General features: G+C 39.5%; 23 protein-coding genes. 1 reads left to right on the top strand and 22 read right to left on the bottom strand.

Annotated features, from left to right (window positions below):
- Positions 1-48: 48 nt before the first annotated feature.
- The 18 genes from L4F93_RS09815 to L4F93_RS09730 all read right to left on the bottom strand — a co-directional run bounded on the left by L4F93_RS09815 (position 49) and on the right by L4F93_RS09730 (position 13,244).
- A complete protein-coding gene (locus L4F93_RS09815; RefSeq protein ID WP_250349911.1) occupies positions 49-738 on the bottom strand; it encodes a TIGR03747 family integrating conjugative element membrane protein in 690 nt (229 codons plus the stop codon).
- The gene (locus L4F93_RS09810) at positions 735-1,073 is read right to left on the bottom strand and encodes a hemophilus-specific protein (RefSeq protein ID WP_250349910.1); all 339 of its coding nucleotides are present in this window, start codon (positions 1,071-1,073) and stop codon (positions 735-737) included. Before L4F93_RS09810 ends, L4F93_RS09815 begins: the two co-directional genes overlap by 4 nt.
- Positions 1,070-3,301 (bottom strand): type IV conjugative transfer system coupling protein TraD, encoded by a 2,232-nt coding sequence (gene traD, locus L4F93_RS09805; RefSeq protein WP_250349909.1) that lies wholly within the window; start codon positions 3,299-3,301, stop codon positions 1,070-1,072. The genes L4F93_RS09810 and traD overlap by 4 nt, the downstream gene beginning before the upstream one ends.
- The gene (locus L4F93_RS09800) at positions 3,301-3,813 is read right to left on the bottom strand and encodes an integrating conjugative element protein (RefSeq protein WP_250349908.1); all 513 of its coding nucleotides are present in this window, start codon (positions 3,811-3,813) and stop codon (positions 3,301-3,303) included. The genes traD and L4F93_RS09800 overlap by 1 nt, the downstream gene beginning before the upstream one ends.
- Positions 3,814-4,077 carry a hypothetical protein gene (locus L4F93_RS09795; RefSeq protein ID WP_250349907.1) on the bottom strand — a complete coding sequence of 88 codons (264 nt, stop codon included), beginning with the start codon at positions 4,075-4,077 and terminating at the stop codon, positions 3,814-3,816.
- A gap of 30 nt (positions 4,078-4,107) precedes the next feature.
- Positions 4,108-4,818: a lytic transglycosylase domain-containing protein gene (locus L4F93_RS09790; protein WP_250349906.1), complete on the bottom strand. Its 711-nt coding sequence runs from the start codon at positions 4,816-4,818 to the stop codon at positions 4,108-4,110.
- Positions 4,797-5,552, bottom strand: a complete 756-nt coding sequence (locus tag L4F93_RS09785) for a TIGR03759 family integrating conjugative element protein (protein WP_250349905.1) — start codon at positions 5,550-5,552, stop codon at positions 4,797-4,799. The genes L4F93_RS09790 and L4F93_RS09785 overlap by 22 nt, the downstream gene beginning before the upstream one ends.
- Positions 5,545-6,186 carry a PFGI-1 class ICE element type IV pilus protein PilL2 gene (gene pilL2 / locus L4F93_RS09780; protein WP_250349904.1) on the bottom strand — a complete coding sequence of 214 codons (642 nt, stop codon included), beginning with the start codon at positions 6,184-6,186 and terminating at the stop codon, positions 5,545-5,547. The genes L4F93_RS09785 and pilL2 overlap by 8 nt, the downstream gene beginning before the upstream one ends.
- A 200-nt stretch (positions 6,187-6,386) precedes the next feature.
- Positions 6,387-6,623 carry a hypothetical protein gene (locus L4F93_RS09775; protein ID WP_250349903.1) on the bottom strand — a complete coding sequence of 79 codons (237 nt, stop codon included), beginning with the start codon at positions 6,621-6,623 and terminating at the stop codon, positions 6,387-6,389.
- Between the two features lie 101 nt (positions 6,624-6,724).
- Positions 6,725-7,081, bottom strand: coding sequence for a hypothetical protein (locus L4F93_RS09770; protein WP_250349902.1), 357 nt, complete (start codon positions 7,079-7,081; stop codon positions 6,725-6,727).
- 83 nt (positions 7,082-7,164) lie between these two features.
- A complete protein-coding gene (locus L4F93_RS09765) occupies positions 7,165-7,839 on the bottom strand; it encodes a hypothetical protein (protein WP_250349901.1) in 675 nt (224 codons plus the stop codon).
- A 122-nt stretch (positions 7,840-7,961) separates the two neighbouring features.
- Positions 7,962-8,609, bottom strand: a complete 648-nt coding sequence (locus L4F93_RS09760; protein ID WP_250349900.1) for a DUF3560 domain-containing protein — start codon at positions 8,607-8,609, stop codon at positions 7,962-7,964.
- Positions 8,610-8,721: 112 nt separating this feature from the next.
- The gene (locus L4F93_RS09755; RefSeq protein ID WP_250349899.1) at positions 8,722-8,859 is read right to left on the bottom strand and encodes a hypothetical protein; all 138 of its coding nucleotides are present in this window, start codon (positions 8,857-8,859) and stop codon (positions 8,722-8,724) included.
- Between the two features lie 10 nt (positions 8,860-8,869).
- The gene (locus L4F93_RS09750; RefSeq protein WP_250349898.1) at positions 8,870-9,130 is read right to left on the bottom strand and encodes a hypothetical protein; all 261 of its coding nucleotides are present in this window, start codon (positions 9,128-9,130) and stop codon (positions 8,870-8,872) included.
- 98 nt (positions 9,131-9,228) lie between these two features.
- Positions 9,229-9,627, bottom strand: a complete 399-nt coding sequence (locus tag L4F93_RS09745) for a heme utilization protein (protein WP_250349897.1) — start codon at positions 9,625-9,627, stop codon at positions 9,229-9,231.
- A gap of 79 nt (positions 9,628-9,706) precedes the next feature.
- Complete coding sequence (locus tag L4F93_RS09740) at positions 9,707-10,171, bottom strand: STY4534 family ICE replication protein (protein ID WP_250349896.1); 465 nt, start codon at positions 10,169-10,171, stop codon at positions 9,707-9,709.
- 753 nt (positions 10,172-10,924) lie between these two features.
- A complete protein-coding gene (locus L4F93_RS09735) occupies positions 10,925-12,955 on the bottom strand; it encodes a DNA topoisomerase III (protein WP_250349895.1) in 2,031 nt (676 codons plus the stop codon).
- 1 nt (position 12,956) lies between these two features.
- Positions 12,957-13,244, bottom strand: a complete 288-nt coding sequence (locus L4F93_RS09730) for a hypothetical protein (RefSeq protein ID WP_250349894.1) — start codon at positions 13,242-13,244, stop codon at positions 12,957-12,959.
- A gap of 94 nt (positions 13,245-13,338) precedes the next feature.
- On the opposite strand from L4F93_RS09730, the gene L4F93_RS09725 reads away from it, so the two are divergent.
- Entirely contained in the window at positions 13,339-14,064 is a 726-nt protein-coding gene (locus tag L4F93_RS09725) for a hypothetical protein (RefSeq protein WP_250349893.1), read from the top strand.
- A 61-nt stretch (positions 14,065-14,125) separates the two neighbouring features.
- Here the strand turns inward: L4F93_RS09725 and L4F93_RS09720 are convergent, their stop codons facing one another.
- The 4 genes from L4F93_RS09720 to L4F93_RS09705 all read right to left on the bottom strand — a co-directional run bounded on the left by L4F93_RS09720 (position 14,126) and on the right by L4F93_RS09705 (position 16,384).
- Positions 14,126-14,605 carry a hypothetical protein gene (locus tag L4F93_RS09720; protein ID WP_250349892.1) on the bottom strand — a complete coding sequence of 160 codons (480 nt, stop codon included), beginning with the start codon at positions 14,603-14,605 and terminating at the stop codon, positions 14,126-14,128.
- A 27-nt stretch (positions 14,606-14,632) separates the two neighbouring features.
- Positions 14,633-15,142 (bottom strand): single-stranded DNA-binding protein, encoded by a 510-nt coding sequence (gene ssb, locus L4F93_RS09715; RefSeq protein WP_250349891.1) that lies wholly within the window; start codon positions 15,140-15,142, stop codon positions 14,633-14,635.
- A gap of 200 nt (positions 15,143-15,342) precedes the next feature.
- Complete coding sequence (locus tag L4F93_RS09710) at positions 15,343-15,684, bottom strand: hypothetical protein (RefSeq protein ID WP_035689393.1); 342 nt, start codon at positions 15,682-15,684, stop codon at positions 15,343-15,345.
- 178 nt (positions 15,685-15,862) lie between these two features.
- Complete coding sequence (locus L4F93_RS09705; RefSeq protein ID WP_250349890.1) at positions 15,863-16,384, bottom strand: DUF3158 family protein; 522 nt, start codon at positions 16,382-16,384, stop codon at positions 15,863-15,865.
- Positions 16,385-16,410: the final 26 nt, after the last annotated feature.

The following is a 16,410-nucleotide window of genomic DNA, read 5'->3' as shown; positions in this document are numbered from 1 at the left end:
AGGAAATAATTCCTATTTCCTTCAAATTTCATTCTATGCAGTGCGACGTTATAAATATTTTTTAAAGCTCGCTGCCGTAATACAAATAGATAAACCAAATAAAAATGCGGCAGGAATTAAAATAATATTCGGGTAAACAGAAACAGGAATGGACAAATAAAGTACCCAAGAGCCTATCATCACAGGCTTAATGTAGCGTCTTGCATGGTGATACAAAAAACTTGATTCTCGTCCTGAGCCAAATTTACGCAAATCACGCATCATTAATCCCTCCGTAAAACCTGCAAAGGCGGCTAATAGAAACAACGGACTGGTAAAAATAATCACAATCAACCGCACAACAAAGGTAATCGACACATAAATAATGGACTCTAAATAGGCTCGCGTATAATGGTAAATCAAGTATTCCCAATCACTGTGTTTGTTGGGTGACTGTAACCAAGGCTGAAACCCAGTTTTCACAAATAGCCAATCATGCAAAGTGAGGGTAATAGTATTGGCAAGCTCACTCGGCGAATAACCAAAGAGGCTGCGTGTTGCACTTTCTGAAATCCAGCCTAATTCTTGAATCATCATCGCTTGGCTATGCAGATGACCTTGTTCAGGCCAAATAAACGCAATACCTAACCATTCAAAGAGAATGCTTAATAACAGGGAGATTAACAATGCAGCCAATAAGGCTGAAACTGTATGACAAGGTCCTTTTTTCTTGCTTGAACTTGAGGTTTGTTCACTCACTGAAGTGCGTCCTTATGCGATAACTGACAGTGAATAAGGGCGTAGCCTTGCTCATTTTTTGTTGACACCAAATAAAAGCAGGTTCGTTGTGTTGCTATATCTTCTTCGCGTAAAGGAACATCACTGGCTGTCCACAGTGAGATGCCCTCATCAGCATACTTTGTGGCAAATTGATGCACGGAATCTTGACTTTCAACCCACTTATTCAAATAAGGCTCAAGATAAACAAGCAACGCTTCTGAATTAGGTAACCCACAAGAGACTGCAAAATCAGCGTCAAAATTAATGGTACAATTTGGTAAATCTAATACATTAGTTTCTTTTTCAAACGTCATTCTTCTTCTCCTAAGTCTTCTTCAGTCTCTACTTGACTGACAGGTTCGCCGTCATCCTCTTCTGGCATATCAATATCGCTCCCCCAATCCACCTCTACCTTGGCAATACGTTCTTCTGCAATCATCTCTTCAAATGAACTCGCAATATCTTTTGAGGGGGTATATTCCTTAAAAGCAGGCTCCCACCAATTTGCTGCCACATGGTAATGCTTTTGCATTTTCTCCAAAAGTTCTTGCATCGAAGCGGGGATCACATCGTCTTTATCAATGGCAGGCAGTGGCATTCGCACTTTATATAACGTACTCCCGTTCATCAAAATAAATGCCTGTCCCTTAGGGAGGTTGGTGACATTCGCCACATCTAATAACGGCACTTCTTTTTGTGAAATCCGCTCTCCTGTATTGGAAGTGAAGGCTTTGTCATCATCAGGATTGCTTGAGTCGGTCACACTTGAGGTAACCATACTCTGTAAAATCGTCACCCGATGCAGTTGATCGGTAAGCAATTTTGCGGTTTCAGGCGATTTAACCCGAAACATAATCAAAGTATTAAAGTTCCCAATAGTTTGCTCGGCTTTGGCACGATTGCCCAAACGGGCTTCAATATCGGCAATGGTTTGGGTATAGGCGGTCACTTGCATACCTGCCCCACGTCCTTTATTGATAAGGGGGATAAATTCATCGCCCATCAGCTCATTAAACTCATCGCAATGTAAATTGATTTTTACGGGTTTATTTGAACCGCCAAATGCCTCAGGTAATCCTTCATTCACACCGTGCTTATAAATATGTCCAGCCATTGAAACGAGATCGGCAAACATACTATTACCTACCGCTGCTGCAACCGTGGCATCAGAAAGTGCATCAAGCCCAACATACACAATGCCTCGTTTACGGATCACTTCTTCCCAATCAAAAATCGGTCGTTCATCATTCACATCCGTATAGTCTGGCGATAATAACTCTTCGATTTTCCCCGTGGTCAATTTTTCCAAGAGCGGTAATAATGACGCCACAATTTTATCAAAATAGGTTTTATCATAACGTACAGCCGTCGCCAATCCCTCCAGAACAGGATCGAAGATTTTATTTTCCAAAATATATTGATTGATCACCCAAATCAGTGGGCGGTCTTTCATACCAAAGGATAAATTTTTTACATCAACGCCTGCGGCAATGCTTAATAGCTGTGGCCAAAGTGCAGGATCACGGGCATCAAAATAGGTTTTAGCATAATTAAGAAACAGGGAATCAATATTTTGTACAAAACGAGAGATTTGCGAATAATTTGGACGCTCCCCCATTTCAACTAAAGCTCTTGCAACAATATTAACAAAACGCCAAGCAAATTCTTTAAAGGCGGCAGAATTACCCGCCCCACTTAACTGCCCTGAAATCCTCCCTGCAACCTCTGAAACACGCCCAAAGCGTCCAATAGGATTATAGCGTGCTGAACGTTCAGGATAGCCCAAATGGAACATATAAAATTCCTTATCACGTCCAGCCCGTTTCGCTTCGGCATACATCCGTTTTAACATATCGGGATCACCTTTGGGATCAAAAAAGATGACCACTTCGCGCTCTGCTTGCGTTTTCCCTCGATGAATATCTTGCGTAACAAGGACCTCAGCAAAACGGGTTTTCCCTACCCCCGTCGTGCCAAAAACAGCCGTATGTCCACCGCGTGAATTTAACGGCTGCATCACATCAACTTCATTGAGTTCTATGCCATGAATTGCAGGAATCCCTTCAACAGGCGGCAGGGGTCTCACGGGATTAAAGCGAGAGTCAGAAGTTGTGAGTTTAGTAATAAAATTATCGTGATGTTTTTCATATTCTCTTGCTCGATTAAAAAATTTAGAAGAGCGGAGGTATTTTTTTCCCTCTGCCGAAAAGCAATCATACAATCGCTGAGTATGTTCAGGTTGCCATTCAAATCCGCGACCAAGAAATAAAAATTTCTGGCTAACAGGAATTTGACGACTGGTTAACGCATAATAAGGTAGACGCTTTAAATTCCGATGATAACGCACAATACGCCACCCTTGTCGAAAGCGAAAATAACTGATCCCGCCAAAGCCCGCAGCAAGTCCATAGCCAATCATAGGATTTAAGGCAAGAGACCAAGGCGCTACTGCACAAATATAGGCACAAGCAGCATGAGCCGCAGCGGGATAAAATTCCACAGGGGGACGCAGTAGCCCTTCTAATAAATACTTCGATGCCATTATTGTGATACCCCTGTTTCAGTGATTAGTGCAGGATAATGACTCAGCTTCAAACGACGACTTAAATCGTCCGCACTGGTTGGTAATAATGGCACATTTGGGGCAAGCTCACGTAGCGCGGTCAATTCCTCAAGGGTTGCTACATTCACCACTAACCCCACCGCTTGATTGGCTAATAATACGTTATAATGTTGTTTAAGCCATTGACGAGATAAGTTATCTACTCCCACTAAAAACAGCGGTGACATCCCAGTAAGATCAAGTGCTATCGGGCCGACTTTACCCGGGGTTAAACGATGGGAAACCACAGGGAGCATATCGGCCTCACTAATGGTATCAGGGATGGCATTCGGAAAATTGGAGGTATTTCCGTCCACCTCAGGCTGAATTCCTTCATAAAAACGTACCGCACTTTCACCACCTAAATCGGCAATGACGGGCAGTTCTGCCGAAACGGTATTTGTGTAGAAAACAAACATCGTACCTAAAATAAGCGAACGAAATAGGTTCATTTATTTTCTCCTTAAAAAACACACATAGACGAAATAACCTATCACCGAAAAATTCAAACTAATGAGTAGCGTAACCCAATAAATCTGATTGAATAGGGCTTGATAGGCTAAAGGGTAACCTTGCAATCTAGCTAATTGAGCTATCGTTGTCTCAAAATGGTCAGGTGAGAAAAAATAGAGCCATACACAACCATAAACGACGAGAAAACAAACCCCAACGCTGAAAATAAATTTGATAATGGCAGCAATTTTTTTATTCATCATATTTCAAATCTCGTAAATTTCTCTTATCGTTTATTTTGGCTCAACCCAAACAAGCGGTGTACCTTGTGGTTCAACCCAAAAAATGGCTTGATTTTGCACCGCACTTTTAGGGGATACCCAAGCATAGTTTTGTTCGTTTAAATGGATTCGGTTATTGGCAATGTGTTTATGCAGTCGATAACGCTGGCCTTGATACGCAAGAAATTGCGCAACCGACATCCCTTTACGCATACCATTGCGACGCATATTGCGAATATCTTCGGCATTCGCACGCCCTAACAAGGCTCGATGCAATCCCTCTAAACCAATGTTATGGGCAAGATAGAGATGTTCATCAGTCGGTTTAATGCCACGTAAGGCAAACTGTTCCAAATGCCAACGGGCTAATAACGCAGTGGCATAGGTATTTGTGCGGTGATGACGACGTGGATCGGATTTTGTGCCACGATTGGAGGGCGTAATTAATCGCATTCCAAGCATTTTCCCTCGCGTACTCTGTGCTAACCAATTCCACGTTTTTTGTGTAAACTGCCCAACGCCTAATGCGCCTGTTGGAGAACGTTTTCCATACCAACCATCTTCCATCTTCACCAAACCTCTTAACATCGCCTCACTCACTTGATAATGTCGTGCCGCATTATGGATATCTTGATCGATGTCTTGACCAAAACTAAACGCCTGTGCCGAAACCGTACAGGTACACAACACAAAAATCCCCACTAATAAACGAGTGATTGCCATTGTCCGTCCTGTTGAATTTGAAATGCGGCGGGCATTTTGCCTTTCGCATACTGCAACCAATACCCCGTATCGTGATTTAGGGTAATTAACCGTTTTTTCACCTTAATCGGATCAATCTGATGTTTCTTCGCCCACGCTTGAATCGCTTTATTATTCCCGCCGACGATATAAATATCGACAGGGGTGCTATTGCCTACATGGGAAAGAATACGGCTCACATCCGCCTCACATTTTGCACAGTTGTCTAAACGGGTAAAATAAATCACCCGTCCAGCCGATTGTGAAATATGCGGTTCAACCTCAAACGGCAATTCATTAGGATAAAGTTTGGCAAAGGCTTTATCATAGGCACGCTGAAATGCAAGCTCCCGTTCAACACGTTCATACATCTTACGGGCTAAGAGTTCAGCATATCGGGTACGTTCTTCCTCGGTTTTTGCTTCAATGCCCAAGGTCGTTAAGGGGTCAAGATTCGGCGACCATATTCCCCGCTCCCCTTTTTGTAATTCAAGGTAACGTTGCCATTCTTCAGTGGTCAATCCCCATTCCTGGGCTTTCTGTTGTAATTCGGATTGGGTGAGGGGATGTGTATCTAGCTGCTTTTCAAGGGTTGTCGTGTGGCTTGACGTTGCTGAAAGTAACGATGAAGAATGCGTTAAGGAATCCGCATTTCCCTGAAACGAAATGCCTATCCCCAATATGGACAATGAAACCCACTGAGCCAATTTATTCATTGATCACCTCAGTTTCTGTCGTGGTTGAAATGATTTCGACACGTTTGGTTTCCACATCAATAGGCTTATCACGCGGTGTAAAACACACCGTACGATTAAACGCATTTAACGTCATTGCGTAGGCAGGACCTGCCAACATTTGGAGGGCTTCACGAAGTTTGATTGGTCCAAATTGACGATGAACTTTAGGGAGCGGTAACGAAAAGAGCGACGCTGTTTGATTAAAATGAGAACCTGCACAAAGACGCAATCCTGTGCCTGACAAGGTGCGTGTTAAACCTTGTTCAACGGTTACCACATTAAGGTTTTTTTTCTTTGGCAACATATTTACCGTCACCATCTGTTCCAGTAAATACTTCTGTCCCTCTTCTGGTGAAGTGTTCACAAGCGTATAACGACCCTGACGGATTATTTGTGTTTTAGATTCATCTAAGCTTTGATAAATATCTGGCACAATAACTTGCTCAAATTTCACTGAAGGCGGAGAGGTATTTTGTCCAATAACCACTTCTGGCTCGGGGAAGCCCTGTGTTTCAGTAGCCGTTGATAAACCTTGTTGAGGGTGTTGAACACAACCGAGCATTGTCACACTCACACACCCTATAATTAAAAGTGAAAAATAAGATTTTTTCATTGTTCTTCTCCAAAGCTAAATTGATGAATTATCGCTTTACTATGGAGAAGATAAGATGGAAGTGGAATAATTTTTTATTCTGGCAATAGAAATAAATAAACGCATAGCATTCTTGCTATTAAGTCATACATTTAGAGAATAAATGGCAATAAGAAACCCGTTTATTACACAATAAACGGGTTATGGTTAGTGAGTTAATTTTACTTACATAGAACAGGATTACCTTCAGTATCAACTTTTACCGTTAAAACTTCATTTTTTATCCTTAAGTAAGTAACATCATCAATACAAATTTCTTGTATTGGCGAACGAGAAAAAATAGCCTCTCCAGTCACGTTCTCATATATCAACATAACGATTAGTGAAAGTAAAATAACGGCTGAAATAAAAAATAACCCTATCAATAAATTAGGTAAATATTCCTTTTCATTGTTCATAAGTTCACCTCAATTTTTATTCAAAATTTCAAGGAAAACCTCCCATAGGGAAAGTTTCCCTTATGGGATATAGTACGACGAACATTCGCCATACTTGGACGTTAATGTAATGTGGATTTGATTTCTTCCACTTTTGCCATAAACGCATTAAGCGTGTTAATCGCTTCACCATCAATACAAAAATGGCTGTCGAAACCATTTACAAAGGTGAATACCTTAACTCGCTCATCGCCCTCCTCTAAACTAATCTGTTCAAAAAAGAGACTTTCGAGTCGTCCAATAACGAGGCTTTGGTAAATATTGCCAAGATGAGGAATTTCCTCACAACCTCGAGCCACTTCCCAAACCTCGCTATCTTCAATTGTGGCATTAAAGTGATAAAGAATGCCCTCCCAGTCTGCTAAATTTTGGCTAACAGAATGGAGATAGAGTTCAGGCATAATATTATTGCAGTACATATGTGTTTCTCCTAAATAATCAATCAGAGAGAAACACACCCTAAAGGGAAGTATTTCCCTCTAGGGTTAAGATAGTGTAATAATTAGTTTACCTGCACAGATAAAGCCACTTGTCCTTTTTCTTGTTCAATGAGCATTAAGGCATCATTGAGCAAACGATGAACTTGCTTTTTCCATTGCTGTAACAACTCCCACGGATTTTGTGGTACTTCAGCAAAACCACGTTGTTTCACAAGGTCAATAATACACTGGGCTTTATGCATAATACTTTCAAGCTCAATGACTAAACTGTTAACCAAATAGGTTTTACCTGGCGAAATAAAAGAGAAATTACGCATTTGTGCATTGATTTGTTCCATTGCCTCTAACGCCTGCTCTGAAATTAGTTGAAAATCCCAGTGCGTTGGTTTGAGTTCAAATGGACGCCCAAAGGCTAAAAGTGCGTGACTGCCATTTAACAATTGTTGACATTGTTGAATAAAGGCTGGGTTTTGCATTGTTTTTTGAAAACAAGCATGTTCTGGCTCAAACGCCTGAATACACGCAAAATCCATACTCATTGATTCATCACATTCAATCTCACGTTGACATTGTGATAATTGACGATAAAACCCTTTCACTGAGGACAGATGCGTCAACTCACTGACACGATCGCAGAGTTTATAGGTTAAATAGATGAATCGTTGCTGAATATTTTTTACGGTTTCATCGTAAATTTGAGCCGCTTCCAAAACTTGGTTTACCGTTAATGTTGTCATGGTGTTTCTCCTTAATTGATAAAAAAATGAAAGGGAAACGCCCCATAAGGGAATGTTTCCCCTATGGGTAGATAAAGTGCGGTCAATTTTCACCGCACTTTTAACGTTAAAGATAAATGTGCTTAATCCCAAAGCAATGTCGCTAACTCCACTTTTTTCGCCAATTCATTGACTTTTTTCTTGGCGTAAGTGAGGGAATAACTATGTTCGCGTTTTTCTGGATTGTCTTTCAAATCTTGATGGTTTTCCTTAGCTTTAGCCAATTCAACCTGAAAATACGCAAGACTTTCTGGCATAGATAAATCAATGACTTCTGCACGCTCTCGCCAATAAGGGATTTTATCCTCATAACACTCGGCTTTTTGCATTTCTTCGACCGCTTTATCCATACGTTTGGCATTTCGCTCAATTAAGGCACGATGTCGTCTTTCGCTATGATGTCCCACTTTAATGGGTTCACCGAGGCTTAAAAACTCACGTCCTTCATTTGCAGCGTCACAATACTGTTCGCTACGCGTTTGAGCATTGTCTGCCACCGTTTGATAGTGTGCAGCTTTTTTAAGTGCATAGGTCTGACGGTTTAATCCATCACAACGCACGAAAGAATAAAAATAGAAGTCATCTTGTTGTTTCACAAGGTTGTAGATTTCTACTTTCGTTTCTTTCCCATATTTACTGGTTAGCATGACAATATCCCCTCGTTGATGAGGTTCAGGGCATTTCGCCAAAAAGACATTTGGAACAAATTTTGCATACGTGTTAAGTGACATAAGATATTCTCCTAATAAAACAGGGAATATCTGCCCCACAAGGGAAAATATTCCCCTATGGGTATAAGTCGGAATCGACCTATTCAAAAATAGGTTGATTTAATGTGAAGAGTTAACGGGGTTTGGCTTGTTTATCTGCTTTCACGTTTTTTCCAGAAATCAGATCCCAATTCGCCCAATATACCAAAGCGGTAAAAGTACCTGCTGCCAGGACTAAAACACTTGATACACCTAATAACCACCAGTTCATACAAGCCTCCTTAGCGATGTTGCTTCGTGCGTTTGACTGGTTTATGTGCCTTTTTTGACATTATATCTGCCACATAATTGAGAAGCAAACCTAATAACCAAAAGGTAATACCAACAGTTAAGAGTACAAAAGCCTCTATTTCATCAATATTATCTTTAGCTAAGACAAAACCAATCAATCCAACGCCAGCGATGGTTCCCGCTTTACGAAAATCCTCCGCAATATATTGCAACGTTTTCGCTGGAATTTTGTTAAAAAATTTGTGAATCATATCGTTCACCGCCTTTCATAAAATTAAGGGAACGACACCACAAGGGACATCATCCCCTATGTGGGTTTGAGTGAGTGTTAAAACAGACCAATCAATGATTAATCATCGCGATAAATATCACCTGAAACCGTATTGACCGCTCCCTGTATCCGTTGTGCTTGCACATCACCATTCACGGTTTTAACACTACCAGACACATCGCCGTGTATAGACACATCACCATTGACCGTTTCAATGTGTTCGACATTACCTGTTACCGCAATATCGGTGACATTGCCTGCATCAATATGATTCACATTACCGAAGACTTCAATATGTAAAACGGGTGCTTTTTCAAGCACAATCACCTGACCATCAATGATAAGCTGTGGTGCTTGAATTGACACTTGCCCATTCTCTATTGAGATGGTTTGTGATGAGGCAATCATATTTTTCACATTGCCGTGAGCAATCTGAGTGAAGACAGGTTTCCCGTTAACATAAATACCTTGTTTCATTGTATTCTCCTGCTAAAAAGAAAATGAGGATAAAGAAAAAGACTGACAAATGTGCCAGTCTTTCCGTTGAGTATAATGATTAAGCTTGTGGTGCTGATAATTCTACGTTGGCATTTTCAACATGTTCTGTTTTTGCTTCAGTAGAACTAGAATATTTGAGTTCACCATCAACTTTAACCATTTTTATGTTAATCAAGCGACCTTTCAATGCCACGCCTGTATCACCTTTCTTGTGATTTTTACCGTCTTTTTGATAGGTAAAGGTATCAAACCAAAGGTCTGACATCACAAAGGCGACCAAGACTTTTTTGTTAGCATTTACAGCATCTTGACAACGTTTAACCAGATTTTCCGTATCTTTCCCAACAACATTACAGTTGAAAAAACGGTATTCAGGTTTAGAAGACTCTCCTACTAATGCAGCAATATCGCAAGAGTAGAAAGGCGTTCCTTTTTTCGGCTCAACTAAACGGATATTGTTCAAGTAGCCTAAACCTTGAGTATGAAGGTTAAAGAAATTTTTTTGTGTAGATGAGTTAGACATAATGTTTCTCCTAAAGTAAAAATAAAAAAAGCGGAGAAACATCCTTACCCAACACGGGAAAAATGTTCCCCGCCAGGGTTAAACAGATGAGGCAGCATTCCTGTTTTCACAGCGTCATCTTTCAGAATGCTGATGACATTTCGGCTGGTATTAACACAACTACCACTGCGGGCTAGTCCGTTGCTCTTTCAAGTGTTTGGCAACTTCTAAGGGCTACAACGTAGCGACTTAATACCCACATTAAACCGCAAAATCGTCTCTCTCGTATAGAAAGAATTAAATATTAATAGAAAAGAATTTTGATCCAAAAGTAAATAAGCCATAAATGAACAATTCACTTATGGCTTATTTACTTTTTAAGATAACAATTTGAAAAAATTGTGTGAATGACAGACCAATATAAATGGATGATTGAAATCTTCCCATCTTCGTTACAATGTTTGATTTCCTATCGCATTTACCTGATTACATTGTGGTCTTTAATCAGTATAACGGAGGCATCTCAATCGATACAAAGGGCACCCAATTTTTCACCAGTGGGCTCTGGCTAGGATAAAGAAGCAACGTATTGCTAAGTCGTCATACCACTTAATAAAATGCGATGATGACTTAGCAATCACGCGATTGTCGATAAAAAGATAAAATACACACTCCCAATATCACTGAACCCTCTTTCAGAGTGCTAAGGGTATTTCGGCACAACATTGATGACCGACAATGTTAAAACGGCTTACTTTTGCCTGCCATACTACCTTATTTGACGGACTGACGCAAATTTGCAAATTGTTGAGAAAGGTTAATCGATGTCGCTTTTCTGGCAGAGGATTTTTTCTTGGCGTTTGATTCAATATATTTACATTGTGGATAGCCCGTACAACCCCAGAAGTCCCCATTTTTCCCTTTCATTTTTCGAAGTCCCTTACCGCATTGTGGACATTTTTTAATGTCTATATTGCCCATTTTGATACCTTGATGCCCACAGGTTTGAATAAGATGACGAATAAACTGTTCTTGCTTTTGCATAAATCCTTGCAAGCTCATTTGGTTCTCGGCAATTTGGTTTAAGGCTTGTTCCCACAATGCCGTTAAACCAGGATCTTTTAATACCGTCGGTAAATTATCAATCAACATGGCACCTGCCTCTGTCGCCACAATGGATTTCCCCTTTTTCTTGATATAACCACGATCATAAAGGGTTTTCATAATACTGGCTCGAGTGGCTTCTGTCCCCAGTCCTTCTGTTTCGCGTAACTGTTTCTTTAGCCGTTCATCGGTAACAAAGCGGGCGACATTCACCATTGCCGTGAGCAATGTGCCTTCTGTATAGTGTGCAGGTGGTGTGGTTTTAAGCGATTTTACTTCCGTATTCATCACCTTTAACATTTGCCCACTATTCAGTATTGGCAAACCTTGTTTCTCTCCCTGTGCTTCTTTAGAAGCACGAAACAACGCTTTCCAACCCAAAACCACAATCACTTGACCTTTGGCAATGAATTGATGCTCTCCACAAGATAGCTGAATCTGGGTTTTGTCCACTTCAAAGTGCGGTAGAAATTGAGCGAGATAACGACGTCGAATTAAATCGTACACCTTAAATTCATTTTCATCCATTTTAGTAATATCAACAGGCTGTGTTGTGGGAATAATCCCATGGTGAGCGGTAATTTTTTTATCATTCCAAGCACGGGATTTTTGGCTCAAATTAAGCTGTGTTCGTAAAGGCTGTAACTTAGGATCTGACTGCATTAGGCTACTGATGACCTGAGGCACTTCAAGTAATTGTGCTTCAGGTAGATAACCGCAATCCGTACGCGGATAGGTGGTTGCTTTATGTTTTTCATAAAGGGATTGTGCAATATCAAGCACTTGTTGCGTTCCTAAATCATAGAGACGATTACATTCTGCCTGTAAATCACTTAATGCAAAAAGTAACGGCGGACTTTCTTTTTCCCGCTTTGTTTCTACATTCTTCACTTGCACTTGACCCGCCTGACGAATCTGTTGCTCTGCCTGCTGAACAACCTTTATCTCTAAACAACGCCCCTCTTCATCACAATATTTTTCAGGAACTAAAAGACTCGCCTCGAAAGACTGCGTATTGGCTCCACAGACTTGCACCATCAAGGCATAATGCGAGGTCGGGACAAAATGAGCAATTTCCTTATCTCGATTCACTACGAGAGCCAATGTAGGACTTTGCACTCGCCCCACCGAAAGCGGCGGACCTTGATAACCTTGTTGCTGTGCCAAAAGGGTAAACATTCGACTACAATTCATTCCAATTAACCAATCTGCCCGACTACGAGCAAGCCCCGCATAATAAAGTGGCAAGGTTTCTTCATTAGTTTTAAGGTGGCTGAGGGCTTTACGTACACTAATTTCATCAAGTGCGGTGATCCATAGCCGCTGAATATGTCCACGATAGCCCGCAATGTCCAATAACTCACGGGCAATCGTTTCCCCTTCTCGATCAATATCAGTTGAAATCACCACCGTGCGTGCTTTTTTCAGCAATGCCATCACGGTTTTATATTCTTTTTTTGCATCAGGTTTAGGGGAAACTTGCCATTGGGAAGGGATAATTGGGAGGGTATCTAATCGCCACGCTTTAAGTGCAGGATCGTATTGTTCTGGCGAAAATTGTTCGACTAAATGCCCTCTTGCCCAAGTCACAACGATTGTGCCGTCAGCTGTAGATAAATATCCTTCCCCTTTTTGGGTTGCCCCCAAGACTTTTGCAATATCCCGTCCTTGACTGGGTTTTTCGCATAGAAATAATTTCATTTCACTTACCTTGAAATAATGTTTTTAACTCAGGGCGATTCGTCTCAGCAATTGTTAAAATTGCTGAAACAATTTCTTGACAGAAAGAGCAAGATTGAATGTAATGACAATCATCAGGTTTTTTAATGAAATGAGACTGGAGAATATCCTCCCAATCATCGGGATAAACGCCCCCATGGATACTTATCAGATAATGTTTAATCTCTTCAATTTCAGCTTGAAGTACCCAATTTTCAAGTTCAAGCTGTAATTCGTGCAACACTTGATGACGAGTTCGAGGAAAATCCATTATGCTCTCCGTTATTCAATGATAATTTAGGGAATATTTAATCAATAACGATTTTTGCGCACAATTTCTTATTCTTTAAAATGTGGAAATAAATATGAAATGGAAAAAAGTTAGAATCGATTTTACAGAAACTGTTAAATGCAAATTTTGCAATAGGATAATTAACTCAGGTAAAGGAATCTTGATTCAAAATGAACACGGTGATTTCGCATTTTCTGGACCAACATGTGCTAAGAAAAAATCTAACATCACAAATTATGATGAGAATGTAATTGATATAACGAAAGGATGCATATTACAAGATATACCTCATTCCGAAAAATTAATACCACAACAAAAAATATTTAATGAAAACATTGCCACAGAATACGAAAACCTTACCCCAGAAGAAGATACACAAGTAGATAACTATCTCGATGAAAATGCAATAAGTGCTTATTTAACCTTACGCTTTGAAAAATTATCCCATCTAAAGTCCATTTTCACCTCCAAAAAACTAGATGATATTTATCATTCATATATCACTAATGGTAAAATTTCTAAACAAGATGAGAATTACATAAAACAAGCCATGTATGGAAATCAATATCCTCTTTTGACATATCAAAATTTACAATCCGTCTATGCAGCTGAATATTGGTTATTATCATTTATCAAATATAATTCTGATTCAGATTTAACCTTTATCAATAATGTGTTAGGTCAACTACGTAAAAAATTAACATTATCTAATAAACAAATTATTGCTATTAATAAATGGTTTATCCATTCTGAAGGTAAAACTGTAAAATTAAAGAAAAATAGTTTCATGAATAAATAATCTTTACAAAAAAGCCCAATCATCAAGATTGGGCAACACTGAGGTTTTTGAGCAAATAAACCTATTTAACCGCTTTTAAAATATCTGCTTTGATTTGATTAGCAAAGTCTTGAGAACCTTTCACCCTCCAAGAAATAAGGGTATTTCTGCCCTCTTTTTCTAAGATAACTTCAGCATAATATCGACCTTCTTTGCCAAAGGAATCTGCCATTCGATAATAAACGCCTGGCGTTTTTTCATGGACATAGCCGCCTTCGGCAATTGCGCTTTTCTTCCATGCACAGTTCTTATTTGATTCAGGATCGCATTTTAACATTTCTTCCATTGTTTCAAACCCCACATTACGCTTAATGCGTACGTATAGGGTATCAATATCTCGTTTGGAGGTTAAGGTATCCGAGAATTGTTGTTTATCCGCATTGAGCGTACGATTAATTTCTCCCGCCCAATCCCCTACTTTTTGGTTAATTGCAGAAAGTTCAGCACAACCTGAGATAATGCCCAATATAAAAAGTGCAGTTGTAATTTTTAATGTTTTCATTATATCAGCTCCAAATTATTAGCAAACTCAAAACGGAATATCATCGTCTAAAGGCATGTCATTAATATCTGACTGTGGTGCTTGCGTTGATTGTGGAGTGTTTCTTGGAGCTTGATGCACAGGCTGTGTAGGTTGCGCATATTGATTACGACCTTGTTGTGCCGCTCCAACTTGCGTTGCCTGCCCTGCTTGATAGCGCTCAGGACGGCTATCTAACATTTGAAGTACATCTCCTTGGATTTCTGTGGTGTATCGATCTTGCCCATTTTGGTCTTGCCATTTACGGGTTCTTAATCGCCCCTCGACATAAACTTTCGAGCCTTTGCGTAAATATTCTCCCACAATCTCAGCTTGACGACGATAAAACACAATCCGATGCCACTCGGTTAATTCACGTTTTTCACTTGTATTCTTATCTATCCAACTTTCACTAGTTGCCACACTTATATTGGAAACCGCTTCGCCATTCGGCATTGTTCTTACTTCAGGATCTGCACCAAGGTTACCCACGATAATCACTTTATTAATCCCTGCCATAATGTTGTCCTCACAAATGATTGATAATTGACGTTATCTGTATTAAACGTGATTTTAGTCAGGAATAAAGGGGGTAATTCAATTTCAATTTTAAATAATTATTGAGCTGCTATGGTTTACTTTAATTGTGAATGAAATTTCTATCTTTGACATAACAACCTCCATTATAAATAGCGTGTCAAATTAATTACCTAACTACTCTATTTTTTATCTACCAGATAAAAACCGATATAAGTACCATCTAGTATTTCATCTTTACACTTATCATTGCTTCTATTTAACTTTATTTCAATTGGTAAATTAAATTGCTCAACTAGGGAAAGAAATCTATTCTGGCTTAAATAAAATGCAAAAACCTGTTTTCCATTTGAAAAATCATATATATCTGCACTATCCCCATAGTGGGAACTTAAGTAAGTATAAAGTGCCAAATTACGGCTTTCACCTAACAATAAGTCTTGTTGTATACTTTTTGAATCTTCCCACGATGTAATGCTGTACGTTATATCAATAAAATGATTAAAATCTATTTGATGCTCCATTACTAATACTCCTCTATTAATCAGTGATTGTTATCTATAACCTATCCAAAGGTAATGCCATTTTTCGTTAAGGTAAGGGGCTTGTCCCCTTACCTTTAAAAGGCCTTTTATATCCAGCGAGTACAAACCTTGAAAATCCAATGAGTACAAACTCAAAATCCAACCATTACAAACTTTTTTAATTAGGCGACATTTCACCTTGAGTGATATCTTCAACTTCGGTTAATTTATCAATGGTTGCGGATAATTGTCGCATCATCGAATTTAATACCGACATTTGCATATTTAACACCAAGCGTTCTTTTTCCATCTGAGCAATACGTTTTTTAATGCCATCAGATACCGAACTATCTTCAACAAGTCCTTTCCAAATCAACCCGCCTTTTTCAGCGGATTGATTCGCTTGTCCAATCGTGATACGCCAACGTAAAAAATGCCCACCTGAAGAAGAGGCTTTATCTTGTATTAAACGAAACCCTAAGGCTTTTGTAATCTCATTGCTTCTTAATTTTTTGACAATATCTTGATGTTGGCTGATTAAATGCTCTCTCACTTGATAAAGAGAGAGCTGTAATTGCTCACAATCCTCTACACTATTTACTTCGCTAAAAAATTGTTTCATTACTGAATTCAGTGGAGTTTGTACCGCGAGATCCCGATACATATTTTTAGGAATTAATTCATTTTTCATCTTTATCATTACCTAAACCTTGTGCCATTCTTATG

Source organism: Avibacterium sp. 20-132 (assembly GCF_023611925.1).
GTDB lineage: Bacteria > Pseudomonadota > Gammaproteobacteria > Enterobacterales > Pasteurellaceae > Avibacterium.
This window is presented reverse-complemented; position numbering and strand designations above follow the sequence as displayed.